The organism is Neorhizobium sp. PAMB6716 (genome assembly GCF_058242805.1).
Genome location: NZ_CM177835.1, coordinates 502,864 through 528,222 on the forward strand (window position 1 = coordinate 502,864; position 25,359 = coordinate 528,222).

Consider the following 25,359-nt stretch of genomic DNA (forward strand, 5'->3'; position numbering starts at 1 on the left):
CAGTCTGTTTAAGAATTCTCTCTGGTGTAGAGAAAATGCCATTTGCAGACCGCCAGAGAGAATTATGGGACGGACTGGGCCGGCTTCCACCGCTCGGCAATGGCTATGCCGCCAAGGGCGAGCACCAGCGCCAGCACATGAAACAGCTGCAGCTGTTCGCCGATCACAAGCACCGACAACAGCGTGCCGAACACCGGCACCAGGTTGATGAACAGGCCGGCGCGGTTGGCGCCGATATGGCCGATGCCCTGGATATAAAAGATCTGCGCCACCAGCGAGGCAAACAGGCCCGTATAGAGCGCCGCCGTCCAGCCGGATGCATCCGGCCACATCATGGTTCCGGCCGAATATTCCCACAAGACCAGCGGAAACGTGCAGATGAGCGCGACCAGTGCCGGGATTGCCATCAGCGTGCGCCAGTCCACCGGCGGGCGCCAGCGCAGCACGATCGTATAGGCGGCATAGGCGATGACCGCGATCACCATCAGCGCATCGCCGAAATTCACCGTCAACGACAGAAGTGTCGTGAGGTCCCCATGCGAGACGGTCAGCGCCACACCGATCAGCGTCAGCGAAAATCCGAGAATCTGTGCCAGCGACACGCGGATGCGGAAAAACACGAAATTGGCAAGGAAGATCAGGAACGGAATGCCGGCCTGTTCGATGGCGACATTGATCGCCGTCGTATAATGCACGGCGTTGTACAAAAGCACGTTGAACAGCGTGTAGCCGACAGCGCCTAAAAAGATCATCAGCGGCAGATGTTTGCGGGCCACCGGCCAGTCGCGCTTCAGCTGCGGCAGCGAAATGGCAAAAATGATGGCGCAGGCAAAGATCCAGCGCCACATGGTCAGCATCATCGGGCTGACATGGCCGACCGCGAGCTTTCCCACGACGGCATTGCCGCCCCAGCAGAGCGTGGCGATGATGAGGTAGGCATAGGCTTTGATATGCAAGGGTGCTCTCCCGGGCGAGACCCCGGAAAGAACATGGCTTTCCGGTTGTTTTATCGTGGGAATAACCGCTTGAACGCCAGCCTGTCACCTAAAAACAGGCGAAAAGGTCATAAACGGGTCGCTTTCCCGGAAATCACACAGTATAGATGCGCCGGTTTGGGCAGGGCGTTGAAGCCTGGCGACAGAGCAGGAAAGCTTTAAGATGACGAATGTCGTGGTAATCGGTTCGCAATGGGGTGACGAGGGCAAGGGCAAGATCGTCGATTGGCTCTCGGAACGGGCCGATATCGTCGTGCGTTTCCAGGGCGGCCACAATGCCGGCCATACGTTGGTGATCGATGGCGTCAGCTATAAGCTGTCGCTTCTCCCCTCGGGCGTCGTGCGCCCCGGCAAGATGGCCGTCATCGGCAATGGCGTTGTGGTCGATCCGCATGCGCTGATCGCTGAAATCGGCCGCCTGAAGGCGCAGAACGTTGAAGTGACGCCGGAAAACCTGCGCATTGCGGAAAACGCCACGCTCATTCTCTCTCTCCACCGCGAACTGGACGGCATGCGCGAAGACGCCGCCTCCAACAGCGGCACGAAGATCGGCACCACCCGCCGCGGCATCGGCCCGGCTTACGAGGACAAGGTCGGCCGTCGTGCCATCCGCGTCATGGATCTGGCCGATCTCGATGCGCTGGAAGCCAAGGTGGAACGCATCCTCACCCATCACAACGCGCTGCGCCGCGGTTTTGGCGCGCCGGAAGTCGAGCATTCCACGATCATGGAAGAGCTGACCTCGATTGCCGATCGCGTGCTGCCCTTCATGGATTCGGTCTGGCGCCTGCTCGACAAGGAACGCCGCAAGGGTTCGCGCATCCTGTTTGAAGGTGCGCAAGGCTCGCTGCTCGATATCGACCACGGCACCTATCCGTTCGTCACCTCGTCGAACACGGTGGCCGGCCAGGCTGCTGCCGGTTCCGGCATGGGTCCCGGCTCGCTCGGTTATATCCTCGGCATCACCAAGGCCTATACGACGCGCGTCGGCGAAGGCCCGTTCCCGACGGAACTGACCGACGAAATCGGCCAGTTCCTGGGTGAAAAGGGTCATGAATTCGGCACCGTCACCGGGCGCAAGCGTCGTTGCGGCTGGTTTGATGCGGCACTCGTGCGCCAGTCGGTTGCCACCAACGGCATCACCGGCATCGCGCTCACCAAGCTCGACGTGCTCGATGGCCTGGATGAGCTGAAGATCTGCGTCGGCTACACGCTCGACGGACAGGAAATCGATTACCTGCCGGCCGCCCAGGCGGCGCAGGCGCGTGTCGAACCGATTTACATCACGCTGGAAGGCTGGAAGGGTTCAACCGTCGGTGCCCGCAAGTGGGCGGATCTGCCGGCTCAGGCAATCAAGTATGTCCGTCAGGTGGAGGAGTTGATCGGCGCGCCGGTGGCGCTTCTGTCCACCAGCCCCGAGCGGGATGACACGATACTTGTGACAGACCCTTTTGAAGATTAAAGTCCAGCGCTATCTACCTTTTCACTCGGCGCGCTGCCGGTGATCAAGAGAAAGTATCAATGGCTGATTTTGTAGCGGTTATTCGCCGGGCCGTGGATGGCCTGGCGAACAATAATCCCGAAATGCGTATTCGGGTTTACGAGAAGGCTCGCGGCGCCGTTCAACGGCAGCTGGAGAACATGAAGCCGCGCCCCTCCGATGAGATGCTGCGCCGCCAGATGGACAAGCTGGAAGCCGCGATCCGCGAGGTCGAGGCCGAGCATCGGGAAGCTGCGCCTGCCGCTGACACGCCGGATGTTCCTTTTGAGGATGCAGCGCCGGCAGTCATGGCGGCGGCTCCGGCCGTTGCGGCCTGGCAGGAGCCAGCGGCTGAAGAGCATGCCCCTGAAGAGGTTGTAGAACAGCCGGTTGCGGAACAGGCTGCCTATGAACCCGCGCCCGTTGCGGAGCCTGTGCAGGAAGAGCAATACCCTGCAGACGCTGAGGCTCACGCCGAAGTGGCACCGGAAGAGGTGGAGCCGGCCTATTCGGCGCCTGAGCCCATGGCCGAGCCGGAACCTGCGTCGCATTACGCAGAAGAGCCCGTTGCCCCGCTGCCGGTTGAGCCGGAAGCTGCACCTTATATTGAAGAGCCTGCCTCCTATGCAAAGGCACCGCAGGCGCTGGAAGAACACCAGGATCTGACGGATCTGCCGGCCGATGCGCCGCAAACTTATGCGCCGCGCGACGAAAACCCCTTTGCTGACGACGAGCCGCTCGCGACATCGCAGGATGTGGGCGAGCCCGTTGCAGCCGTCGAGGAACCGCGCTTTCCTGCCTATGATGAGCCGCCGCGCAGCCGCTCTCAGATGGCGCCGGCCTGGCCGGATGCGCCATCGACGGCCCCTTCGCTCGAAACGGCCGATCCCTTTGCCTCCGATCTCGACGATCCCCATGAGCGTCCCGCAGAGGCTGGCCTGCATGAGCAGGCGAGCGATCCATGGTCTGTGACGCCGGCCTCTTCGCAGGAGCTGGACCGTGCTGCCGAGCCGGTTGCCGAGCGTAGCCAGCATGTTGCCGATCCGGCCCCGTCTTCCGGCTGGAACACCACGACCGAGTGGAATGCCAGTGCTGATTGGCAGGCACTGGACGAAAAGCTGCCGGACGAAAAGCTGCCGGACGAAAAGCTGAATGACGAACCGGTTGCGCCGGCATCGAACTTCGATGATCGTCAGGCCGCCGATCTTTTTGATGCGCATTTCGACCGGGAAGCCCATGCGAGGGCAAGTGTCGAGATGCCGGCTGTCGCCGATCTGCCGGACTATCCGGCAACCGACAAGGCGGTGCCACCGGAAAACGATCCGCTTGCCACCTATCTGCAGCCGGTTCAGACGCCGGCAAGGGTTGAAGCGCCTGCCAAGCCAAACGATCCGTGGAACGATCTGGAACAGCTGATCGGATACGACAAGCCGGCATCCGAGACGGGTGGGCGCGGGGAAGGCCTGCCGCCGGAAGAACCCGATCTTGCGGATGCCGCGCCAGCGCGTGCCTACCGCGTCCAGTCCAAGCCGAAGCGCAATTACGGCGTTCTGGTGCTGGCCGTGCTCGGCCTTGCCGTGCTGGGCGGCGGTGGTTACGCCATCTGGCAGAACCGCGATGCGCTGGATAACATTGTCGGCAACGTGACGGGTGAGACTGCGGCACCGCAGACGGCATCTGCACCGCCGGCTGCCCAGACGGGCACGGCACCGGCGACCACGCCGCAAACCGGGACGAACGCCGCGACCGGCGCCGCCGGCAAGCCGGCAAACGGCACGGCCGCCGGCGCTGCAAGCGCAGTCACGCCAGAGGCTGCCGGACCCAGTAAGTTCACGCAGCGCCTTCTGGCAAACGGAACGGAAGTCGATGAAGGCGTCGGCGGCCCGGCAGTGGGCAGCACCAGCCAGTCGATTGCCCAGCTGAACGCCCCGGCTGCAGCGCCGGAAGCTGGCGCTAACACCAATGCGGCGACCGCACCGGCCGCGCCGAGCAGCAGTGCCCCGGCTGCAAACCCTGCCGCAACGCCTGCCGTTTCCGGTGAAAAGATCTTCCTTTACGAAGAGCGCATCGGCCAGTCGTCGCCGACCGCCATCGAAGGCAGCGTGTCGTGGTCGCTGCAGAGCGAAACGGGCGAAAACGGCAAACCTGAGCCTGTGGTGCAGGGACGCATCAACCTGCCGGAACGCGGACTGACGGCGCTCGTCACCTTCAAGCGCAATGCGGATGCCTCGCTTCCGGCAAGCCATCTGGTCGAGTTTGTCTTCTCGCTTCCGGCTGATTTCGAGGGCGGCGCCATCGAAAGCGTGCAGCGCATTTCGATGAAGGCCACCGAGCAGGATCGTGGCGATCCCTTGATTGCGGTTCCGGCCAAGATCACGCCGGACTTCCACATGATCGCGCTCAATGATTTCCCCGATGCACGTGCCCGCAACATGGAACTTCTGAAAAGCCGCAACTGGCTGGACGTGCCGATCATCTACGGCACAGGCCGCCGCGCGCTTCTGACATTGCAGAAGGGTCCGGAAGGCGTGAAGGCGTTCGATCAGGCCATCAGCGAATGGGCAGCCCTTGCCCCGAGCGGCCAATAAGGTCTCGCTCCAAAGCTTGAAACTCTTTCAAAAATCCGCCGGGTTTGCCCGGCGGATTTTTTCGTGTGCGGTGTTCCAAAACGTCATCCTGCCGCCATCATCGCGGCGAAGGTGGAAGGAACCGTCGCTGTTGCAAGGGGCGGTTCTGGCAGGCGGGAGAGCAGCAATGGCGTACGGTTTGAGCCACATCACCTTCGTGACTAAGAACCTCGACCGTATGGAGGAAATCCTCACGACGGTGCTGAAGGCGCGCAAGGTCTATGACGGTAGCGCACAGCAGTTCTCCCTGTCGAAGGAGCGGTTTTTCCTCGTCGGCGAGGGGAGTGCGCAGGTGTGGATTGCCATCATGGAAGGTGCCACTGTGACGGCCCGAAGCTATAACCACGTCGCATTCAAGATCCGCGACGATGAAGTGGCGGATCGTCTCTCGGCCATCGAGGCGCTGGGTCTTGACCTGCGCGATGGGCGCGCCCGCGTCGAAGGCGAGGGGCACTCGATCTATTTCTACGACGACGACAACCACATGTTCGAGCTGCATACCGGCACGCTCGAGGAGCGCCTGCGCCGCTACGCCGAAGGCAAGGATGTGACGGTGGCCTGACGGACCGACCGGCAGAAACGGAAAAGCCCGGCGCGGGCCGGGCTTTGATGGCTATCGATTGGAAGCGAGGCATGCCGCTCGCTGGACACCTGGATCAGGCGTCAACCACTCTCAGTGCCTTGGCCTGGGCCAGCGCTTCCCGCTGCACCGCTTCCTGCACCTTTTCAAACGCACGCACTTCGATCTGGCGCACGCGCTCGCGGCTGATGTCGAACTCGGTGGACAATTCCTCCAGCGTCACCGGATCTTCCGACAGGCGGCGGGCCTCGAAGATGCGGCGCTCGCGTTCGTTGAGCACGCTGAGTGCCTTGTCCAGCATGCGCCGACGGGTTTCCAGCTCGTCCTGCTCGATGAGAACGGCTTCCTGGCTTTCGTGCTCGTCCACCAGCCAATCCTGCCACTGGCCGGCCTCGCCTTCGGCAGCGCGGATCGGTGCGTTCAGCGAGGCGTCACCGGACAGGCGGCGGTTCATCGAGACGACTTCTTCCTCGGAGACCCGCAGCTTGGTAGCAATTTCCGTCACCTGGTCGGGCTTCAGATCACCTTCGTCGATGGCCTGGATGCGACCTTTAAGGCGGCGCAGGTTGAAAAACAGGCGTTTCTGGTTGGCGGTCGTGCCCATCTTTACGAGTGACCACGAGCGCAGGATGTATTCCTGGATCGAGGCCTTGATCCACCACATGGCATAGGTCGCCAGGCGGAACCCGCGCTCCGGATCGAATTTCTTGACCGCCTGCATCAGGCCGACATTGCCCTCCGACACGACTTCGCCGATCGGCAGACCGTAACCGCGATAGCCCATGGCGATCTTGGCAACGAGGCGCAAATGGCTGGTGACGAGTTGATGTGCGGCGTCGCGATCCCCATGTTCGGAGTAACGCTTGGCAAGCATGTATTCCTTCTGGGGCTCCAGCATCGGAAACTTGCGGATTTCATCGAGATAACGATTAAGGCCAGCTTCGCCGGCAGTAATCGAAGGCAGAGAATTGCGGGCCATAAAGCACCCCCTTCTGATCGTGTTCCGGCTCCCTCGGCTGTTATAAGCCGCTCGGCGAGCCGTATGATGCGGGTCTTTCCCTCGACCCCGCACCCATCAAGCTAACAGATAAGTGCAGCCAAAGGGTGATTCAAGCGCTGGCGCCGGTCACGTCCCCGTTATGATGTTACGGTTTCGTAAGGTCTTGGGATCACCGCTTACCGGTAGGCGCGCTCGGAAAATGCCCGCATTCCGGATCGGCACATCAATTCGTAGAGCATACGCCGACCGATCGGGTTGTGAAGGCGAATGACGCGCGATCCGAGGAAATCGGTATCGGTCTGTTCGAAGGCGGCAAGGCCAGCGGCTGACGCGATGATATCGTTGTAGAAGGCGCGATGGGCTGTGCGGCAGACATAGGTCTTGTATTTCGTCATGCAGAAGCAGGAAAAGCGATCCTGGTGCGTGCGCAGGAAATCCGCAACGCCCACTGTAACCTCCGGCCATGCCGGGTTGAACGTATCGTCGAAAACGATGACGCCGTGATCGGCAAGGGTCGCCATGGCAAGCGCACTGTCGGCTGCCACGTGGTGCAGGCGGTGGCCGCCGTCGATGCTGAAAAAGCGCACTTCGCCCACACGGTCGGTAATGTCGCTTGCCCGCAACTGCGTGCTGTCGCCCTTAATGACGAGATTTTCATCGACCGAGAGCCCCAGCCGCCGGCCGTTTTCCAGAAAACGCTGATATTGCTGCGGCTGTCCGTCGGCACCCGCCTCCTGATCGAAGAGGTCTATGGCGAGGATCGGACTATCGTTGCCGGCGATCTTGCGCATGAGATAATAGGAGCGGCCGTAATAGACGCCGATTTCAGCCAGCGCGCCGGCCATGTTCTGACGCGTCTGGGCGTGCAGGAGAGTGGAAAACACCAGCGCATCCGGTGGGTCGATATATCCTTCGATGCTTTGCAGCGCGTCGAAAATGAATTTTCGATCCTGACCATCCATCCTGAATACCCTCGGTTGCAATTTCATCTCGCAATGAAGACGGTGTATCCGACGGCGCTCTGCAATTTTTAGACTGCAGAGCGTGTCGGATCTTGCCTGTTGTTGCGCTTGCTGAAGAGGATGGAACAATAAAGCGAAATTGCGGCGCCTATGATCGCCGAACTGGGGACAGATCGTTCAGTGTAAAATTCGCGCAATGGTTGTTATTTCACGATCTTTCAAGGATTTTTGACGGCCAGGACCTCGCCCACGTTGAGTGAGCGATCCGTCACAAAGGCGCGTCGCTTAGGCGCGAAGCGCCATCAGCAGTTCTTCCATATCCTCGGGCACCGGTGCCCTGAACTCCATCACCTCGCCGGTGCGCGGATGTTCGAAGGCGAGAAGGAAGGCGTGCAGCGCCTGTCGGTGGAAGCGGTTGACCACATCTTTTGCGTCATCCGGCAGAAGGTTGGCTTTGGTCTTGAAGGCCGCGCCATATTCGGGATCGCCGATCAGCGGATGGCCGATATGGGCCATGTGGACGCGGATCTGGTGGGTGCGCCCGGTTTCCAGCCGGCATTCCACCAGCGAGGCAAGGCAGGTCGAATCGGGCTTTTCATGAAAGCGCTCGGTCACTTCGTAATGCGTCACCGCCTCGCGCGCATCGTCGGTATCCTCGCGTTTGACCGAGCGCTTGGTGCGGTCCGCACCCGAGCGGCCAAGCGGCGCATCGATGGTGCCGCGCAACTGGCGGGGGCGGCCCCAGACGAGCGCGACATAGGCCCGCTCCAGATCGCCGGTGCGGCCGTGGTCGGCAAATTGCGCCGCCAGATGCCGATGGGCGATGTCGTTTTTCGCCACCACCATCACGCCGCTGGTCTCCTTGTCGAGCCGGTGTACGATGCCCGGACGCTTGACGCCACCGATGCCCGACAGGCTGCCGGCGCAATGGTGGATGAGGGCGTTGACCAGCGTGCCCGTCCAGTTGCCGGCGCCGGGATGCACGACAAGGCCGGCGGGCTTCACCAGCACGATCAGGTCTTCGTCCTCGTAGAGAACCTCGATCGGAATGTTTTCACCTTTCGGTTCCGGGTCTTCCGGTTCCGGCATGTCGATGGTGATCGTGTCGCCGACGGCGATCTTTTTCTTCGGCTCGGTGCAGGTCTGGCCGTTCAGCGTGATCGCCCCTTGTTCGATCAGCGCCTTCAGGCGACTGCGGGAAAACTCGCCCTCCAGCATCGATGTCAGCCATGCATCCAGCCGTCCTGTCGCGTCCTCGCCGGCAGTCAGCACTTTCCTTGGCGTCGCGCCTTGGTTAAAGGGGTCGTTCATATGTTCATCCCGATGACAGTTAGAGCGAAGGACTTCTGCCCGATGGCCAATCTCGAACCCGAGCAACAGGAAGAGCCGCCGCTCGATCCGGTGATGGATAACGTCCGCCGCAAGATGGTGCGCCTGCAGATCGTGTCCGGTGGCATCATGTTCGTCAGCCTTATGGCGGTGTTGATGGCGGTTGTCTACAAGGTGCGCCATTCCTCGGAAACGCAGGCGCCGCTGGCCACTGCCGCCGGTTTTGCCGTGCCTGCCGACCAGCCGCTCCCGGTCACCGCGCATCTGCCGCCGGGCTTTCAGGTGCAGTCGGTTTCCAATTCCGGCAGCCAGATCCTGTTTTACGGCGTGGTGGACGGTGTTCGCAAGGCGCTGATCTTCGATCTCGCGGTCGGACGAATCGTCGCCGACGTGACGGTTGGCGAACGCTGACCGTGACAGAGGCCCGCCCGCTCATCCGCATCACCGATCCCGCCGATCCGCGTATTGCGGAATTTCGCGATATCCGGGAACGCGATCTCGTCGGGCGCGGCGGCGGCTTTATTGCGGAAGGCACGGTGGTGCTGCGCATGCTGGCAAGGGCGCATAGGCTGGCTCATGACCGGCAGAGTGGGATCCGTGCAGAAAAGATCCTGCTGCTGGAAAACCGGGTGGCGGGCCTTGCCGATCTCCTGGCGGAATTTGCGCCAGAAGTCCCGGTCTACGTTGCCGATGCCGGTGTGCTGGATGCGATTGCCGGCTTTCACCTGCACCGGGGCGTGCTGGCGCTCGGCAGGCGGGCCGATCCGCCATCGGCCGGCCAATTGCTGGACAGGGCAGAAGAGCCGGCGCTGGTGATCGTCGCCTGCGGCATTTCCAACCACGATAATATCGGCTCGATCTTTCGCAATGCCGCAGCCTTCGGGGCTCAGGCGGTGCTGCTGGATGAAACCTGCTGCGATCCGCTCTATCGCAAGGCGCTGCGCGTCTCCGTCGGTTCGGTGCTCTCGGTGCCCTATGCGCGCGGCGGCAGCGCGCTGTCGCTTCTCGAAGCCGTTGATGCAAAAGGTTTTGCCGTCTGGGGCCTGTCCCCGCAGGGGGAAAGCGATATCCGACATATCCCGGCCGACCGGCGCATTGCGCTGGTGACGGGCACCGAAGGCGAGGGGCTGCCGGCCGAAGTTCTCGCTCGTTTCCGCAACGCCCGCATTCCGCAGATGCCCGGCCTCGACAGCCTGAATGCCGCAACGGCAACCGGCATCGCGCTCTACGAGATTTCAAGGCTTCAAGGCATCATCTGAAGCGGCGACACTGGTGCGTTCGGTCAATCAGGCGTCGGACGCCTGCATCCTCTCCAGAGACTGGCGGGCGCGGGCGGCAAGGCTTTTTGCATCAACCGCTTCAGGATCCTGCGTGCGGTCGTCCTCGCCGGCCGCTGCATCCTGATCCAGAATGGCGATGATCGGCGAGGTCGGACCTTCGGCAACCGCCGTCAGCGCCACCATGTCGGCGGCAATTGTTGCCAGTTCCCGCCGCAGCGCTTCATCCGCCTCGGGCGGGGCAGGGCGGGAAAGCTCGGCGCCCAAGGCTGCACTGCGGGCGCGGATATCGTCTTCAAACGGGCTGAGGTCGGGCATGGATGGGTCGCTCCGATCGGCGGTGGATGCAGGCGTGCTGTCTTCAGGGCTCTGTTTGCCGGTGCGGCGCTTGCGCGCCGTCAGCGCGTGTTTTTCGACGGCTGCTATCTTCTTGCGGGGCAGGGGATAACTGCCGGTCACCGGCTCGCGCCATTCGCCGTCGTCCGCGCCACTGCGGCCGCGCAATTGCTCGATTTCCTGCAGCCGGCGATCGAGCGCCTCCTGCGTGTCGGCCTTCTGGGCGATTTCGCGCATCAGCTTTTCCTCAAGCCGCACGGCGCGGGCTTCCTCCTGCGCCAGGCGTTGCTCAGCATCCCTGGCGCGGGTGGTCATCAGCTTCAGGTCGTTGCGCAGCACTTCGCGCTCTTCACGCAGTGCCGCCGCGCGCTGCTTCAGGCTGTCGGCGGTACTGTCGCGGGTGGAGAGATCGATGTTCAGGTGGTCGAGATCGCCGGTCAGCTTCTGGATGCGCTTGCGCAGCGTGTCGATTTCAGCGTTCTTGGTCGCCACCGTCATTTCCACGGTCGCCAGCGACTGCTTCAACTGCTGGATCAGGCCTTCCTCGCGCCGGAGCCTGGAGCGCAGGTCGGCGGCTTCCACGCTCATGTCGCTCACCTGGATCTGCATGTCGTGATGGCTGGCATGCAGGTGTGCTGCCTCGCCGCTCAGCCGGTCGAAGCGCAGTTGCAGCGAGACATTGCGATCGCGCTCCTCGGTCAACTCCTGCCGTGTGCGGGCATTTTCGGCAGCATAAACGGCCCGCGCCATGTCGCGCTGGGCGCGCACTTCCGCCGGGCTGATCGGCATCGTCGCCTTCAGGCGGTTTTCCGTGTAGCGCACGACGCGGCGATGGACGGCGGGCGCCAGCACCAAGACCAGGAGTGTGGCGCTGAGAAAGCCCAGTCCATAGAGAAGCGCGAACTGGATCACGTGCGGTCCACCCTGCGGTCGGTTATTTCAGAACAATCTAAATTCAGCTACAGCTAGAATATCGATAGGAGATAGGCAACAGGAACGTCAGGCCGGGCACGATTTGACATCATGCCGATGGGGCCTGGCGGGCGAAACCGGATCAGAAGGGGTTCCAGGTCGGCGCCTGGGTAAATTTCAGATAACCGACATTCACGCCGAGGCGGGCGCCGACGCCGGTGCGGATCGGTACGACCAGCACGTCGTTGTTGCGCAGCGCCGTCATGCCGACGCCGGCCACCACGAAGGCCGAGCCGCTAACACCGCCGTAGCGCGCATAGAGGTTCTGGACGGCCGGCAGGTTATAAACCAGCATCATGGCGCGGGCGCCCTGGCCACCGTAATCGATGCCGAGCGAAGGGCCCTGCCAGAAGACCGGATGATTGCCGGCATTCTTGGTATAAAGCTCGCCTTCGCCATAGGTGAGGCCGGCAATGAAGGCACCGGAGCCTTCCTGGCCGAGCACATAGCCGTTCGGCAGGCCGTATTGCTGGAAGGCCTTTTCGACAACCTTGGCCAACCCGCCGGTGGTGTTGCCGAAGAAGCCGTGACCGGCATCGACGATCTCTTGCAGCGTATATTGTTCACCGGATCGCTGCTGTGCCTGTGCTGGCGCAGCGGCCGTGACAGCCAGAATTGGCAGGATGAGCAGTCGAGCGAGGGCAAAGATTGTGTCGAAGCGCATGGGGCCTGTCCGTTTTTTTAATCAATTGGTGCCTCAGATTGCGGCTGAGCCATCTTGAGACCATCCCGTTAACAACCGGTTTACCAAAAATGGTGTCTTTATGGCGGCGACAGAAGGTGAATTCAAGAAAGAGCCACCTTCACGCAACATTGTCGTGAGACATAGCCGATCAACATCGTGGCTACACCCGGGAAAATCAGATGCCGAAGAATCCGAACCTTATCCTCACCGGTCCCGATCTGGCAGCGCTCCTGTGCAGTCGCGTCTGCCATGATGTGATTTCGCCGGTCGGTGCGATCTGCAATGGCCTTGAACTGCTGGACGAGGGCGGTGCCGACGAGGACGCGCTGGACCTCATCCGCACCTCGGCGCAGAACGCCTCCGTGCGTCTCAAATTTGCCCGTCTCGCCTTCGGTGCCTCCGGCTCCGTCGGGGCCTCCATCGATACGGGCGAGGCCGAAAAGGCCGCCAAGGATTTTGCCGCTGCCGAAAAGAAGACGGAAGTCTCCTGGAGTGGCCCGCGTGCGATCATCCCAAAAAACCGCGTCAAGCTGCTGCTCAATCTGTTCATGGTCGCCTATAGCGCCATTCCGCGTGGCGGCAGCATCGATGTGGTTCTGGAAAAGCCGGAGACTGACGCGAAATTTTCGCTGACGGTTAAGGGACGCATGCTGCGCCTGCCGCCGAAATTCGTCGAGCTGTGCAATGGCACCGCCGAGGAACTGGCCGACGCCCACACCATCCAGCCTTATTACACCGTGCTTCTTTCGGAAGAATGCGGCATGGAGCTGCGCCATGTGGTGAATGACGACAACATCGTCTTCATCGCCGAAATTCCGACGGCCTGACAGATTACACGCCGCGCCCCTCGCGTCCGGTAACAGTTCCTTAGCGAGCTGCTCCTATCGTTACGGGAAGCCCTCCATGGCGGGGGCTTTCCGTTATCGTTCTGGGAGGGAACGCGATGCAGCGCCTGATGATTGCCGACAGTTCCGATATCGTTCGCACGGTTGCCAAGCGCATTCTGTCCGAGCTGGGTTTCCTCGTGACGGAAGCCTCCGGTGACCGGGAGGCGCTGATGCGTTGCCAGGCCGAACTGCCGGCGATCCTGATCGTCGATGCGGGTCTTGAGGGCGCGCTCGAACTCATCACGCAGGTCAAATCCCTGCCGGGCGCCAACCGCGTGCGCATCTATTACTGCGTCATCGAGGCAGACCTCAAAAAGATGATGATGGGCAAGCGCGCCGGCGCCGACGATTTCCTGCTGAAGCCGTTCGACCGCAAGATCCTGTCTGCGGTGTTTTCCGGCTTTTCCGCAGCCGCCTGAGGCCCTGCTTTGATACCCCGGCCTTTGACGCCATCCGGCGCTCGCGCTTTTGCGTGCGGCCTTGGCCGCCGGCCGTCATCCTCCTGACAAGACGCCAGCCACAACGAAAAACGTCCGAGATGAAAATCTCGGACGTTTGACTGATCGCGGATCCAGTGGGGTAGAAAGATCAGGCCGTTTCGGCGTATTCGCCGCCATCCGGTTCGCGCAGCACGTAGCCGCGGCCCCAGACGGTTTCGATGTAGTTCGCGCCGCCTGCGGCGTTTGCCAGCTTCTTGCGAAGCTTGCAGATGAACACGTCGATGATTTTCAGTTCCGGTTCGTCCATCCCACCATAGAGGTGGTTGAGGAACATTTCCTTGGTCAGAGTGGTGCCCTTGCGCAGCGAGAGCAGTTCCAGCATCTGATATTCCTTGCCGGTCAGGTGAACCCGCTGGCCGCCCACTTCGACGGTTTTCGCGTCGAGGTTCACGATCAGCTCGCCCGTGATGATGATCGACTGGGCATGGCCCTTCGAACGACGGACGATGGCATGGATGCGTGCAACAAGCTCGTCCTTGTGGAACGGCTTGGTCATGTAGTCGTCTGCGCCGAAGCCGAGACCCCGAACCTTATCCTCGATGCCGGCCATGCCGGACAGGATCAGGATCGGTGTTTTGACCTTGGACAGACGCAGTGTGCGCAGAACCTCGTAGCCGGACATGTCCGGCAGGTTGAGGTCAAGCAGAATGATATCGTAATCGTACAGCTTGCCGAGGTCGACGCCCTCTTCCCCGAGATCCGTCGTATACACATTGAAGCTTTCCGACTTCAGCATCAGCTCGATGCTCTGGGCAGTCGCGCTGTCATCTTCGATGAGTAGAACCCGCATAATTTTCCCCTTTACCGCCGCGAAGGTGTGAATGGCCCCCTAACGCGAGACGGATCCAGACGTTGCCTGATTTGGAAGCTGACACCAATTGGTTAACAAACTCTGACTCCCTTTGGCAAGGCACAGGAATTCGTTAAACAAACTTGGTATTCGCCTGATTTATCATGTGAATCTGCCAGCGCCATACCTGATTCATTTTGTGAGGAATTCCTCCCAAGTGATTCATACGACTCATCATTGTCGTCGGTCGAAATCGACCATGGCATTTACGGACCCTTAAACGATCGTCCCTATCATTAACGATGCCCGTAAATGAAAGGTTACCGCGGCGCCCAATTTATTAACGGCGCGGCAATTTTTCAGTCCGAACTGTTGCAGGTCGGACTCAGGGGGAAATGGGAACATAGCCGGGGTCTCGCTATCCACGGGAGTATTGCGTATGAAGACGCGTGACAGCCTTGTGCGCCTGAAAGAATTTCAGGTGAATGAAAAGCGCCGCCAGTTGCAGCAGTTACAGCTGATGATGGCGGAATTCGAACGTATGTCGAAAGAGCTGGAACACCAGATCTCGCTCGAAGAAAAGAAATCGGGAATCACAGACCCGAATCATTTCGCTTATCCGACTTTTGCCAAGGCGGCCCGTCAGCGGGCAGACAATCTGCAGGTTTCGATCCGCGAATTGCGCGTCCAGCAGGAAAGTGCCGACCTGGCGCTCGAAGAGGCGCAAGCCGAACTTTCCAAGGCAACGGCCTTGGAAGAACGTGACGGCGGCATGCGCGCCCGCGCCTGACGCGGGGTCTCGCACGTCCGTTTTCTAAACCCGTTGCGTGGACGCTTTTTGAGCGTGCGCGCGACGAAGGCGCACCTGCGCCCGCCGCTCAGCGGTTGATCACATCCTGCCAGTCAGGGTGACGCTCCAGCTGTGCCTTGAAGAAAGGGCACAGCGGAATGATCTTCCAGCCCCCCGCCCGTGCAGCCTCCACCGCATGCACCGCCAGCGCCTGCCCGACGCCCTTGCCGCGAAGGGCATCGTCCACCTGCGTGTGATCGATGATGATCAGATGTGGCGAGGCGCGCGAAAACGTCATTTCCGCCTTGGCCCCATCCAGATCGGCGCGGTAGGCGCCACCGGTGGAATGCGTGTCTTCGGTAATCTTCATAACGCTGCCCCTTGTTTTGTCCGTCATCCTCATGATGTAGGACAAAAGCGCCATTATGCCAGCCGCATGTCCGGCAGGGTGTGCCGGAGGGCAGGTGGCTGAACGACAGCCCGGGCAAGACGACAGAGAAGAGGAGGGGGCATGGTCAAGCTGCGCCTGGGGCTGCTGCTGGTGTCGGCCGTTTTTCTTCTGCTTGGGATTTCTCTGCCGATCCTTCAGATCGACCGGCTTTTCCTGTTCAGCCAGACGCCGTCGCTGATCGATCTGGTCTCAGGGCTTGTTGAAGAGGGCGACTGGGGGCTGGCGCTGCTGATTGCGCTTTTTTCCATCGCATTTCCCGCAGCCAAGCTTGTGCTCGTGCTTTCAACGGAGGCGGGGCTCCTCCGGCAAGGTCGGGATCGGTTGGGGATTTTCGGCCGCGCGCTGCCGCATCTGTCTAAGTGGTCTATGATGGACGTGATGCTGGTGGCGATCGCGATCTTCGCGGCCAAGAAGAGTGGGCTGGCGACAGCCGTCGCCCAGCCGGGTCTGTGGTTCTATGCAGGTTCAGCCATCATGACCGGGGTCTTGTCACCCTTTGCATCGATGGCCGCTGAGAACCGGTCAGAGACCGACATGCGCTAAGCCCCCTCGGGAGACGGGCTCCGGAGGACAGCAAAGACGGTCGGTGGCGGTATGCGAACGGCCTGAACTAGTGGCGGTACTGCTGGATCCGCGTTGTTCTCAAGCCTGCAAGGCCGTGGTCGTTGATCGACGACTGCCAGGACAGGAATTCTTCCACCGTCAGGGTGTAACGCTCGCAAGCTTCCTCGAGGCTCAACAGGCCACCGCGCACCGCTGCAACCACCTCCGCCTTGCGACGGATCACCCAGCGGCGCGTATTGGCCGGCGGAAGGTCCGCAATCGTCAGGGGGCTGCCATCGGGGCCGATGACATATTTAACTCGAGGCCGGATCATTTCGGTCATTGGACTCTCTACACTACACAAGACCACATGGGCGACCGTAGCCCCGCAGTTTTAACATTTGACTAAATGGAAACCTCGTTTTGCAGGAAACCGCATTGCGAACACAATTCTTTCGCGTTTTTTTCGCAATTCATCGCCGCCATTGTGTGTTTCGTAAGATTAGAATGTTCTTTCGAACGGTTTGACTGCGGCGCAGCAAGGTTTATGCTGCATTTTAACAGTGGTTTTCAAGGAACGATGATCTGCCGCCCCGGCCGGATTTGGCGGTGGAAAACCCGGCCGGGTCTGCATTTTTTAAGACGATGTGGCGCTGTCAGATCATCTGCAGCGACAGTTCCGTGCGTCCGGCACCCTCATCCAGAACCGCAGTGCCTGCGTGCAGGAAGGTGAGGGTATCGCCTTGCGTCAACGAAGCGAGCGTTGACGCGCAGACGGTGAGGGGGGCGGCCGAGGGAAGGCTGAGGCTGATGAGCGTTGTCGAGGCATTGCGCCGGAGGCTTGCGGTGTGGCCGGAAGACGAGGTGACGGACACCATCATCGTCAGTTTGTAGATCCCGCTTGCAGGCACCACCAGCGTATTGCCGCCGCCGGTCACGGCAGCGCCAAGCGTGACGCCGCCCTGCTCGAGCGCAAGCGTGGTAAAGCCGGTGGAGGCGCCGGAGGCGGGACTTGATGTGCCGGTGGCGCGATGGGCGCGGGCAAGCGGCCGGTTGGGAAAACTCGGCCGGCCGGCGCCATCAAAGCTTATGCCGGTTTTCCAGCTGCCGCCGTCGGCGCTCACCTTCACGGCAAACTGGTCATTGCCGGCAAGGCCCATTTCCGCCCGGCCCGACCAGCCGCTCTGGAAAAGCAGCGAGGCGGTATCGCCAACCGCTGCCTTGTTGATCTTCAACTGGTGCCCGGCACCGGCATTGTTGAAAAGCGAGGCGGCAGAGGAGACCGACAGCCGGTTGCTGTCATCCGGCGTCGCGCTGATGCCAAGCCGTGCGGGTGTGAGGATGTCGGGCAGGCCGGGGGTGACCCAGGTGCTCCCCGAAAAGGCCCGGATTGCTGAAAGCGACTTAAACCAAGCGAGAAAACCGGTGTTTGGCTGCAGAAAGCTCCAGGCGCCATCCTGATAGGTGGCGATGGTGCCCTGGCGGCCGCTCCAGGCCCCGGTTGCGCCTGTTGTCACGGCGTAATGCAGTCCTTCGACCGGTGTCGCCGGAGGGCTCGTTCCATCATATTCGATTGCAAGCTGCACCAGTGTGTCGAGCCGAAGCAGCGCCTCGTTGTGCGTGACGTGTTTTTGCGCCTGCGAGGGCAGGATATAGGGCAGTCTGAGGTTCGGTGTCGTGTCGGCCATGGCGTGATCTCCCCGTGTGTCGCGGCCATTCTAAGGGCTCAGTCCCCTGTGGGGACGCAGACGCAGTCAAGCGGTTGAAACTGTTGGCGCAGCCTTCGAGTTCATGCCCGTCGACGGATAACAAGGGGCATTCAGGCTAAGTGGAATCGCGCGTGCGCGCATGGCCAGCCTGGAACATCGGTCGTGGACGGCGCGCAAGGGCCTTGCGAATGCCCTTGTCCTTTGTATTGCATATGCGAAGGTGGCGACGATATTCGAGACAGGACCCCGCATGCGTTACTCCGCCCTAGACATCGTCCGGCACGCCTTTTCCGGCAACCGCCACTGGAAACCGGCCTGGCGCGAGCCGCAGCCGAAGGCGCATTATGATGTGATCATCGTCGGCGGCGGCGGGCATGGCCTGTCCACCGCCTATTATCTCGCCAAGGAATTCGGCATCACCAATATCGCGGTCTTGGAAAAGGGATATATCGGCTCCGGCAATGTCGGGCGAAACACCACCATCATCCGCTCGAATTACCTGCTGGAAGGCAATGAGCCCTTCTACGAGTTTTCCATGAAGCTGTGGGAAGGGCTGGAGCAGGATTTCAACTATAATGCCATGGTCTCCCAACGCGGCGTGATCAACCTCTTCCACTCCGATGGCCAGCGTGATGCCTATGCGAGGCGTGGCAATGCCATGATGATGCATGGCGTGCATGCAGAGCTTCTGGATCGCGACGCGGTGAAGAAGTCGATGCCCTATCTCAATTTCGACCACGCGCGTTTTCCGATCATGGGTGGCCTGCTGCAAAAGCGCGGCGGTACCGCCCGCCACGATGCGGTCGCCTGGGGGTATGCACGCGGCGCAGATCAGCGCGGCGTCGACCTGATCCAGCACTGCGAGGTAAGCGGCATCCGCCGCGACGAGACGGGCAGGGTTCTCGGCGTCGAGACGTCAAAGGGCTTCATCGGCTGCAACAAGCTGGCGCTGGCCACCGCCGGCCACACCTCGGTGACCGGCCAGATGGCCGGGCTTCGGCTTCCTATCGAAACGCATGTGCTGCAGGCTTTCGTGTCGGAAGGCCTGAAGCCGGTCATCCACAATGTCATCACCTATGGCGCCGGACACTTCTATATCTCGCAGTCGGACAAGGGCGGCTTGGTCTTCGGGGCCGACATCGATTATTATTCCTCCTATGCGCAGCGCGGCAATCTGGCGATGGTGGAAAGCACCATCGAGGAGGGCGTGTCGCTAATTCCCGGCCTCTCGCGCGTCAAAGTGCTGCGTGCCTGGGGTGGCGTCATGGACATGTCGATGGATGGATCGCCGATCATCGACAAGACGCCGATCGACAATCTCTATCTGAACTGCGGCTGGTGTTACGGCGGCTTCAAGGCGACGCCCGCCTCCGGCTTCTGTTTTGCCCATCTGATCGCAAGGGACGAGCCGCATTATACGGCGCGATTCCTGCGGCTCGACCGCTTCGAGCGCGGCCTTGCCATCGACGAAGGCGGCAAGGGGCCGCAACCGAATCTGCATTAGGCGAACCTGCATTAGCCGAACCCGCACGACCCTGCATTGACGAGTTTTTACCATGGCAAGCCTGATCACCTGTCCCCATTGCGGGGTTCGTCCCAAGGAAGAATTCACCGTTCGCGGTGATGCCTTGCCTCAGCGTCCAGCCTCCCATGCGCCGGATGAAGCCTGGCATGCCTATGTCTATCTGCGCGACAATGTGAAGGGCGTCATCTTCGAGCACTGGCACCATGTCGGCGGTTGCCGGCGCTTTCTGGTGGTGGAGCGGGATAATGTCAGCCATGCCGTTCTGTCGGTCACGGATGCCGCCGTGTTCAGGCGTCCCGCTGTCCCTGGAGAGGACGCCCAGGCTTCCGCTGGAAAGGGCCTCGCATGACCCCCCATCGTCTGTCTTCCGGCGGGCTCGTCAACCGTGCGGTGCCGCTGCGCTTTACCTTCGATGGCAAGCCGCTCAAGGGTTTTGCCGGTGATACGCTGTCGTCTGCGCTTCTGGCCAATGGCCAGATGCTGATGGGCCGCAGTTTCAAATATCATCGCCCGCGCGGCCCCGTGACGGCCGGTTCCGCCGAGCCGAACGCATTGGTGACGGTGGGCTCCGGTGCCCGCAGCGAGCCCAATGCGCGTGCCACCGTTGCCGAGCTTTACGATGGGATGACGGCTGCCAGCCAGAACCGCTGGCCCTCGCTTGCCTATGATATCGGTTCGGTCAACAGCCTGTTGTCGCCCTTCCTGTCGGCCGGCTTCTACTACAAGACCTTCATGTGGCCGGCATCCTTCTGGGAAAAGGTGTATGAGCCGCTGATCCGCCGCGCCGCAGGCCTTGGCCGGGCGGTGATGGAGCCCGATCCCGACCGTTATGAAAAGGCCTGGGCGCATTGCGACCTGCTGGTCATCGGTGCCGGCCCGACCGGGTTGATGGCCGCTCTTGCCGCAGCGCGCGCCGGTCTTCGCGTCATTCTGGCCGACGAGGATTTTCAGCTGGGCGGGCAGCTTTTGTCGGAAACCGCCGTGGTGGGTGGCCTGCCGGCGGCAGATTTTGCCGCAGCCATCATCGCCGAACTGGCAAGCCTTGCCAATGTCACGCTGATGGCGCGCACCACCGTGTTCGGCTGGTATGACGACATGGTGTTCGGCGCGGTCGAAAAGGTCCAAAAACATGTGGCGCTGCCCGATCCGGACCTGCCGGTGGAGCGGGTCTGGCGGATGGTCGCCAAGCGCGCGCTTCTGGCGACCGGTGCCGAGGAACGCCCGCTGGTGTTTGGCGGCAATGACCGGCCCGGCATCCTGACGGCGGGTGCCGCGCGCACCTATCTCAACCGTTATGGCGTGGGCGTCGGGCGCAAGGTGGCCGTGTTTACCAATGGCGGCTCCGGCTATCGCACGGCAGCCGATCTGACGGCAGCCGGCGTCGAAGTCACAGCCATTATCGATCCACGCAAGGATGCAGGCCCCGCGCAGGCGGATCTGGCGAGAGAAGGCCTGCGCATCCTGTCCGGCGCTTCTGTCACGGCAACGCGCGGGCGGCTCGGGCTCACCGGCCTCGTGGCGGAGCGTTCCGGCCACGAAGAGGTGATCGATTGCGATGCGCTTCTGATGTCCGGCGGCTGGTCTCCCATCGTGCATCTTCTGTGCCAGCGCGGCGCAAAGCCGGTGTGGAGCGAGGCCCATCAGGCATTTCTGCCGCCCGATGTCGGCGCTGGCTTTGTCGCTGCGGGCGCTGCGGCCGGCCTTGATCGCCTGTCGGCCTGCCTGAGAGATGGCGCGGAGAAGGCCATGGCGCTTGCCCGCGATCTGGGCTTTGCCGCTTATGACGCTGACATTCCTGAAGTCGAAGGTGAGTATGATCCGGCCTTTTCGCCGCTCTGGTACGTGCAGGGCTCGAAGGGCAAGGCCTTTGTCGATTTCCAGAATGACGTGACGGTGGCCGACTTGAGCCTGTCGCAGCGCGAAGCTTTTGGCCATATCGAACACACCAAGCGTTATACCACCGCCGGAATGGCGACCGATCAGGGCAAGCTTGGCAATATCAACACGGTAGGGCTTGTCGCCGGCATGCGCGGTGTCTCACCGGCCGTCGTCGGCACCACCACCTTCCGGCCCTTCTACACACCGGTCTCCTTCGGGGCTCTGGCGGGCACGGCGCGCGCCGAGCAATCGCGCCCCACCCGCCGCTCGCCGCTGCATGGCTGGGCGGCGAGACACGGTGCGATCTTTGTCGAGGCCGGCCTCTGGCATCGCTCCGCCTGGTTTCCGCGCCTCGGCGAAAAGACCTGGCGCGAAGCCGTTGACCGCGAAGTGCTGACCGTGCGCGAAAACGCCGGCCTCTGCGATGTCTCGACGCTCGGCAAGATCGAGATTTTTGGCACGCAGGCGGCGGAATTTCTGAACCGCGTCTACAGCAATGCCTTCCTGAAGCTTCCCATCGGCAAGGCCCGTTATGGCCTGATGCTGCGCGAGGACGGCATCGTTTTCGATGACGGCACGGTGAGCCGGCTTTCGGAAAACCATTACGTGATGACCACCACGACCGCCTATGCGGCCGAGGTCATGGCGCATCTGGACTATTGCGCGCAGGTTCTGTTCGCCGATCTCGATGTGCGTTTTGCCTCCACCACCGACCATTGGGCGCAGATGTCGCTCGCCGGACCAAAAGCCCGCATCATCCTGCAGCGTCTGGTGGAGGATGATTTGTCCGATGCCGCATTCCCGTTCCTTGCCGCCCGCGCGATCACGCTGAAGGGCGGGCTTGCCGCGCGCCTCTTCCGCATCTCGTTTTCCGGTGAACTCGCCTATGAACTGGCCGTGCCCGCAGGTTATGGCGAGGCGGTGGCCGATCACCTGATGGAAGCCGGCCGCGAGGATGGCATCTGCGCCTATGGGGTGGAAGCGCTGAACGTGCTGCGCATCGAAAAAGGCCATGTCACGCACAGCGAACTCGACGGCCGCACCACCGCAGACGATGTCGGCCTTGGGCGCATGATGGCGATGCAGAAGCCGGATTTCATCGGCAAGCGCCTCTCCACCCGTTTTGGCCTGACGGCCGCCGACCGGCTGCAGATGGTCGGCCTCAAGCCGGTGGAGCCCGATGCCGAGATCAAGGCCGGTGCGCATATCCTGAAGGAAAACGCCAAGCCGTCGACCACCAACGATCAGGGTTTTGTGTCCTCCGCCTGTTATTCGCCGACGCTTGGCCGCTATATCGCGCTTGCCCTGCTCAAATCCGGGCGCGAACGTCTTGGCGAAAAGGTCCTTGTCTGGGACCGGTTGCGCGAAAGCGAGGTGCTGGCAGAGGTGTGTTCGCCGGTCTTTGTCGATCCCGACAATCTGAAACTGCAGGTTTGAGGGGATTTTCGAAGATGTCGATCACCTACACCCACCGGCATGTGCTGGAAGACCATATCACCGGCTTTGAAACCAGGCCCAACGCCAACCATCTCTCTGTCTTCCGCCGTCCGGCCATTGCCTGTGTGCTGGCCCATGCCGGCCACGAAAGCGATGTGGATCTGGCGCTGGACATGATGGATGGCGTTTCCAAGCGGGTCTGCGGCCCCGGCGAATGGCTGGCCGTCTCGCAGGAGATGGCGCCGGAGAGCCTGATGCGCACACTTCACGCCATCCCCGGCGCCGCCATCCTCGATGACAGCGACGGGCGCGTGCTGCTGCGCCTCGACGGCCCGCATGCTCGAAAGATCCTTGCCAAATGCGTGGCGGTCGATCTCCATCCGGACGCTTTTGCGCTGAATATGTCCGCGCCCATGCTGATCGCCCACGTTTCCGGCAATCTTGCCCGCACCGCAGATGATGCCTTCGAGATTATCGTGCCGCGCTCTTATTCAGGCACCGTATTCGAAGAGATCAAGGAGATGGGCCGCGAGTTTGCACTCACGGCCGGGTTCGCCTGAAGAGGCATCAGGCCGTCGCTTCGTGCGTCATCTCGGAGGAACCGAAGGTCAGAACGGCAACCGCGGCCGTTGCGACAGCGCAGGTCGTCATGACAAAGATCAACGGCAACGCGGTTCCGTCGTCGAGGATACCGATGGCAAAACTGCCGAGTGCGCCCGCGCCAAAACCCAGCGCCCCGAGCAATGCCGCGGCTGTTCCCGATATCGCGCCCTGCGCCTCCATTGCCAGAATGTTGCAGGTCGGCATGATGCTTCCGATCGCCATGACCATGACAAACAAAAGACTGCAGACAGAGAGCAGACTGTCGGCACCGGCAATCAGCATCGTCAAGAGGATGATGCCGGTTCCGGCATAAAGGAGAGAGCCCAGTTTCACCGTCGCCCGGATGCCGATGCGCGAGGCGACCTTGGAGGCGCCCTGTGCGCCAATTCCGATGCCGATTGCGTTGAGGCTGAAGATGAACGCATAGGCCATGGGCGTCAGGCCATAGACATTGATCAGCACAAAGGATGACCCGGCGATATAGGCAAAGAAGCCGCCCTGTGCCAAGGCAAGCGCTCCCGCATAGGGAATGAAGTTGCGCGCAACCAGCAGCCTTGCATACCAGCGAAGTGCGGCGCTGGGCCGGCTGATGACGCGCAGTTCCGGCATGCGGGTTTCCGGAAGCATCGTGGCGGTGACAAGCGCCACCAGGGCGCCGAACACCGCCAGCACCGCAAAAATGTTGCGCCAACTGCCCCATTGCAGAAGCACGCCACCCATCAGTGGCGCAAGCACGGGAGCAATGCTGAGGACCAGCATGACCACAGACATCAGCTTGGCGGCTGCCTGACCGGTATGGACATCCCGGATCGATGCGGTTGCAATCACCATGCCGATCGAGCCGCCAATCCCCTGCAGGAAACGCAAGCCCAGCAACTGGTTGGCTGTCATGCTGAACATGCAGCCTATCGAGGCTAGGATGAAGATGGAAAGCGCAAGATAGATCATCGGCTTTCGCCCGGTCCTGTCCGACACCGGGCCGTAAAACAGCTGGCCGATCGTGAAGCCGATGAAATAGGTCATCATGCTGAGCTGGATATGGGCGCCAGTCGTCGCCAGATCTTGCGCCATGCGTGGCATGCCCGCCACATACATGTCGGTCGCGAAGGGACCGAGGGCGCAGACGGCGCCCAGGGACACCGCAAGGGAAGTGTTTTTCTGTTGCATGAGTTCGTCCGTCGAGCCAGGTATAGGATGAAATCCGACATGGAAACGATTGCGTTTCCTTTGGTTCGAAGGAAACGCTATCGTTTCCTTTTGTCAACCGATTTTTCCAGGGATGAGTCGATGGTATCTTCAGCCTCACAGGCAGGACGGCCGCCCAGCCTTGCGGACGATGATCGCAAGTCGTTGATCTTGCAGGGTGCTGAGCGCGTATTCGAACAGTTCGGTTATGGCGATGCAACAATGGAAGAGGTGGCCCGCGCCTGTGGCATGGCTAAAAAGACGGTCTACAAATTCTATCCGGACAAGGCTGCCCTTTTCAGCGCCCTGGTGCAAAGCCATGATGTGGTGCCCGTGAGCGAGGGGATCTCGCAGCCGGGGCGCGCCACCGATACGCTCGCCCGGATGCTGCGGGAGCTTGCGACGATCATTCTGTCGCCCCGGCAGATCACGCTGACGCGGCTGGTTATCGCAGAATCGCTGAAATATCCGGAACTGGCCGGACAATTCTATCGCGATTGCATTGAAAAAACGGTCAATCAGGTCACGCAGGTGCTCGCCAGTGATCCGTCCCTCAAACTGCCGACGGATGTCGATCCCCGTATTCTCGCGGATATGGTCATCTCGACTGTTCTCGGCGGTGTTCATCTGCGTGCGCTGATGCTGAACCTTGAGAAATCAGCGCTTGAGGCGGAGTTGCGCCTGCGCATCGACATTGCCACGCACCTGATTTCCCGTATCTTTCCCGGAACGAGATGATTATCCTTCTGCCGTGCAGATATCCGGATCAGACAGGTCCGCACACACCTACGCTGATGCCGATACGATCCTTGTCGAAT

At 61.4% G+C, this 25,359-nt stretch carries 25 protein-coding genes; 14 read left to right on the plus strand and 11 right to left on the minus strand.

Annotated elements, in window-relative coordinates; translation table 11 throughout:
- Positions 1 to 62 precede the first annotated feature (62 nt).
- Complete coding sequence (locus tag AC4CWH_RS02385; RefSeq protein ID WP_491284030.1) at positions 63 to 956, minus strand: DMT family transporter; 894 nt, start codon at positions 954 to 956, stop codon at positions 63 to 65.
- A gap of 202 nt (positions 957 to 1,158) precedes the next feature.
- On the opposite strand from AC4CWH_RS02385, the gene AC4CWH_RS02390 reads away from it, so the two are divergent.
- The 3 genes from AC4CWH_RS02390 to fosX all read left to right on the plus strand — a co-directional run bounded on the left by AC4CWH_RS02390 (position 1,159) and on the right by fosX (position 5,664).
- The gene (locus AC4CWH_RS02390; protein ID WP_491284031.1) at positions 1,159 to 2,457 is read left to right on the plus strand and encodes an adenylosuccinate synthase; all 1,299 of its coding nucleotides are present in this window, start codon (positions 1,159 to 1,161) and stop codon (positions 2,455 to 2,457) included.
- A gap of 59 nt (positions 2,458 to 2,516) precedes the next feature.
- Positions 2,517 to 5,063, plus strand: a complete 2,547-nt coding sequence (locus AC4CWH_RS02395) for a hypothetical protein (RefSeq protein WP_491320221.1) — start codon at positions 2,517 to 2,519, stop codon at positions 5,061 to 5,063.
- A 166-nt stretch (positions 5,064 to 5,229) separates the two neighbouring features.
- A complete protein-coding gene (fosX, locus tag AC4CWH_RS02400) occupies positions 5,230 to 5,664 on the plus strand; it encodes a FosX/FosE/FosI family fosfomycin resistance hydrolase (RefSeq protein WP_491320222.1) in 435 nt (144 codons plus the stop codon).
- Between the two features lie 94 nt (positions 5,665 to 5,758).
- Here the strand turns inward: fosX and rpoH are convergent, their stop codons facing one another.
- From rpoH to AC4CWH_RS02415, 3 genes are all read right to left on the minus strand, one after another.
- Positions 5,759 to 6,661, minus strand: coding sequence for an RNA polymerase sigma factor RpoH (gene rpoH, locus AC4CWH_RS02405; protein ID WP_491284034.1), 903 nt, complete (start codon positions 6,659 to 6,661; stop codon positions 5,759 to 5,761).
- A gap of 197 nt (positions 6,662 to 6,858) precedes the next feature.
- Positions 6,859 to 7,644 (minus strand): class I SAM-dependent methyltransferase, encoded by a 786-nt coding sequence (locus tag AC4CWH_RS02410; RefSeq protein WP_491320223.1) that lies wholly within the window; start codon positions 7,642 to 7,644, stop codon positions 6,859 to 6,861.
- Positions 7,645 to 7,929: 285 nt separating this feature from the next.
- Positions 7,930 to 8,955, minus strand: a complete 1,026-nt coding sequence (locus AC4CWH_RS02415) for an RluA family pseudouridine synthase (RefSeq protein WP_491320224.1) — start codon at positions 8,953 to 8,955, stop codon at positions 7,930 to 7,932.
- 42 nt (positions 8,956 to 8,997) lie between these two features.
- Here AC4CWH_RS02415 and AC4CWH_RS02420 point away from each other — a divergent pair, with 42 nt between their 5' ends.
- Together AC4CWH_RS02420 and AC4CWH_RS02425 are read left to right on the plus strand one after the other, a co-directional pair.
- Positions 8,998 to 9,384, plus strand: coding sequence for a hypothetical protein (locus AC4CWH_RS02420; protein WP_491320225.1), 387 nt, complete (start codon positions 8,998 to 9,000; stop codon positions 9,382 to 9,384).
- Positions 9,385 to 9,386: 2 nt separating this feature from the next.
- Positions 9,387 to 10,232, plus strand: a complete 846-nt coding sequence (locus AC4CWH_RS02425) for a TrmH family RNA methyltransferase (protein WP_491320226.1) — start codon at positions 9,387 to 9,389, stop codon at positions 10,230 to 10,232.
- Between the two features lie 27 nt (positions 10,233 to 10,259).
- On the opposite strand, the gene AC4CWH_RS02430 is transcribed toward AC4CWH_RS02425, so the two are convergent.
- Together AC4CWH_RS02430 and AC4CWH_RS02435 are read right to left on the minus strand one after the other, a co-directional pair.
- On the minus strand, positions 10,260 to 11,498 hold the full coding sequence (locus tag AC4CWH_RS02430; RefSeq protein ID WP_491320227.1) for a hypothetical protein: 1,239 nt from the start codon (positions 11,496 to 11,498) through the stop codon (positions 10,260 to 10,262).
- A gap of 142 nt (positions 11,499 to 11,640) precedes the next feature.
- Positions 11,641 to 12,222: a DUF1134 domain-containing protein gene (locus tag AC4CWH_RS02435; RefSeq protein ID WP_491320228.1), complete on the minus strand. Its 582-nt coding sequence runs from the start codon at positions 12,220 to 12,222 to the stop codon at positions 11,641 to 11,643.
- Between the two features lie 200 nt (positions 12,223 to 12,422).
- Here AC4CWH_RS02435 and chpT point away from each other — a divergent pair, with 200 nt between their 5' ends.
- Positions 12,423 to 13,070 (plus strand): histidine phosphotransferase ChpT, encoded by a 648-nt coding sequence (chpT, locus tag AC4CWH_RS02440; protein ID WP_491284040.1) that lies wholly within the window; start codon positions 12,423 to 12,425, stop codon positions 13,068 to 13,070.
- Positions 13,071 to 13,186: 116 nt separating this feature from the next.
- Positions 13,187 to 13,549: a response regulator gene (locus AC4CWH_RS02445; RefSeq protein WP_491284041.1), complete on the plus strand. Its 363-nt coding sequence runs from the start codon at positions 13,187 to 13,189 to the stop codon at positions 13,547 to 13,549.
- Between the two features lie 169 nt (positions 13,550 to 13,718).
- Here AC4CWH_RS02445 and ctrA read toward each other — a convergent pair whose 3' ends face one another.
- Complete coding sequence (ctrA, locus tag AC4CWH_RS02450) at positions 13,719 to 14,420, minus strand: response regulator transcription factor CtrA (RefSeq protein WP_210104264.1); 702 nt, start codon at positions 14,418 to 14,420, stop codon at positions 13,719 to 13,721.
- A 439-nt stretch (positions 14,421 to 14,859) separates the two neighbouring features.
- On the opposite strand from ctrA, the gene AC4CWH_RS02455 reads away from it, so the two are divergent.
- Positions 14,860 to 15,210: a flagellar export protein FliJ gene (locus AC4CWH_RS02455; RefSeq protein ID WP_491320229.1), complete on the plus strand. Its 351-nt coding sequence runs from the start codon at positions 14,860 to 14,862 to the stop codon at positions 15,208 to 15,210.
- A gap of 88 nt (positions 15,211 to 15,298) precedes the next feature.
- Here the strand turns inward: AC4CWH_RS02455 and AC4CWH_RS02460 are convergent, their stop codons facing one another.
- On the minus strand, positions 15,299 to 15,580 hold the full coding sequence (locus tag AC4CWH_RS02460) for a GNAT family N-acetyltransferase (protein WP_491284043.1): 282 nt from the start codon (positions 15,578 to 15,580) through the stop codon (positions 15,299 to 15,301).
- 141 nt (positions 15,581 to 15,721) lie between these two features.
- On the opposite strand from AC4CWH_RS02460, the gene AC4CWH_RS02465 reads away from it, so the two are divergent.
- On the plus strand, positions 15,722 to 16,204 hold the full coding sequence (locus tag AC4CWH_RS02465; protein ID WP_491320230.1) for a paraquat-inducible protein A: 483 nt from the start codon (positions 15,722 to 15,724) through the stop codon (positions 16,202 to 16,204).
- A gap of 67 nt (positions 16,205 to 16,271) precedes the next feature.
- On the opposite strand, the gene sciP is transcribed toward AC4CWH_RS02465, so the two are convergent.
- Both sciP and AC4CWH_RS02475 read right to left on the minus strand, forming a co-directional pair.
- Entirely contained in the window at positions 16,272 to 16,547 is a 276-nt protein-coding gene (gene sciP, locus AC4CWH_RS02470; protein WP_018327815.1) for a CtrA inhibitor SciP, read from the minus strand.
- A gap of 313 nt (positions 16,548 to 16,860) precedes the next feature.
- On the minus strand, positions 16,861 to 17,892 hold the full coding sequence (locus AC4CWH_RS02475; protein ID WP_491320231.1) for a DUF2793 domain-containing protein: 1,032 nt from the start codon (positions 17,890 to 17,892) through the stop codon (positions 16,861 to 16,863).
- A 271-nt stretch (positions 17,893 to 18,163) separates the two neighbouring features.
- On the opposite strand from AC4CWH_RS02475, the gene AC4CWH_RS02480 reads away from it, so the two are divergent.
- From AC4CWH_RS02480 to AC4CWH_RS02495, 4 genes are read left to right on the plus strand one after another with little or no spacing between them, the layout of a single operon-like run.
- The gene (locus AC4CWH_RS02480) at positions 18,164 to 19,417 is read left to right on the plus strand and encodes a sarcosine oxidase subunit beta family protein (protein WP_491320232.1); all 1,254 of its coding nucleotides are present in this window, start codon (positions 18,164 to 18,166) and stop codon (positions 19,415 to 19,417) included.
- A gap of 52 nt (positions 19,418 to 19,469) precedes the next feature.
- Positions 19,470 to 19,787 (plus strand): sarcosine oxidase subunit delta, encoded by a 318-nt coding sequence (locus AC4CWH_RS02485; protein ID WP_491320233.1) that lies wholly within the window; start codon positions 19,470 to 19,472, stop codon positions 19,785 to 19,787.
- Complete coding sequence (locus tag AC4CWH_RS02490; RefSeq protein ID WP_491320234.1) at positions 19,784 to 22,753, plus strand: sarcosine oxidase subunit alpha family protein; 2,970 nt, start codon at positions 19,784 to 19,786, stop codon at positions 22,751 to 22,753. The genes AC4CWH_RS02485 and AC4CWH_RS02490 overlap by 4 nt, the downstream gene beginning before the upstream one ends.
- Positions 22,754 to 22,767: 14 nt before the next feature.
- Positions 22,768 to 23,313, plus strand: a complete 546-nt coding sequence (locus AC4CWH_RS02495) for a sarcosine oxidase subunit gamma (RefSeq protein WP_491320235.1) — start codon at positions 22,768 to 22,770, stop codon at positions 23,311 to 23,313.
- 7 nt (positions 23,314 to 23,320) lie between these two features.
- On the opposite strand, the gene AC4CWH_RS02500 is transcribed toward AC4CWH_RS02495, so the two are convergent.
- Entirely contained in the window at positions 23,321 to 24,523 is a 1,203-nt protein-coding gene (locus tag AC4CWH_RS02500; protein ID WP_491320236.1) for a multidrug effflux MFS transporter, read from the minus strand.
- Here AC4CWH_RS02500 and AC4CWH_RS02505 point away from each other — a divergent pair.
- Positions 24,518 to 25,279: a TetR/AcrR family transcriptional regulator gene (locus AC4CWH_RS02505; protein WP_491320237.1), complete on the plus strand. Its 762-nt coding sequence runs from the start codon at positions 24,518 to 24,520 to the stop codon at positions 25,277 to 25,279. The two genes, AC4CWH_RS02500 and AC4CWH_RS02505, sit on opposite strands and share 6 nt — an antisense overlap.
- Positions 25,280 to 25,359: the final 80 nt, after the last annotated feature.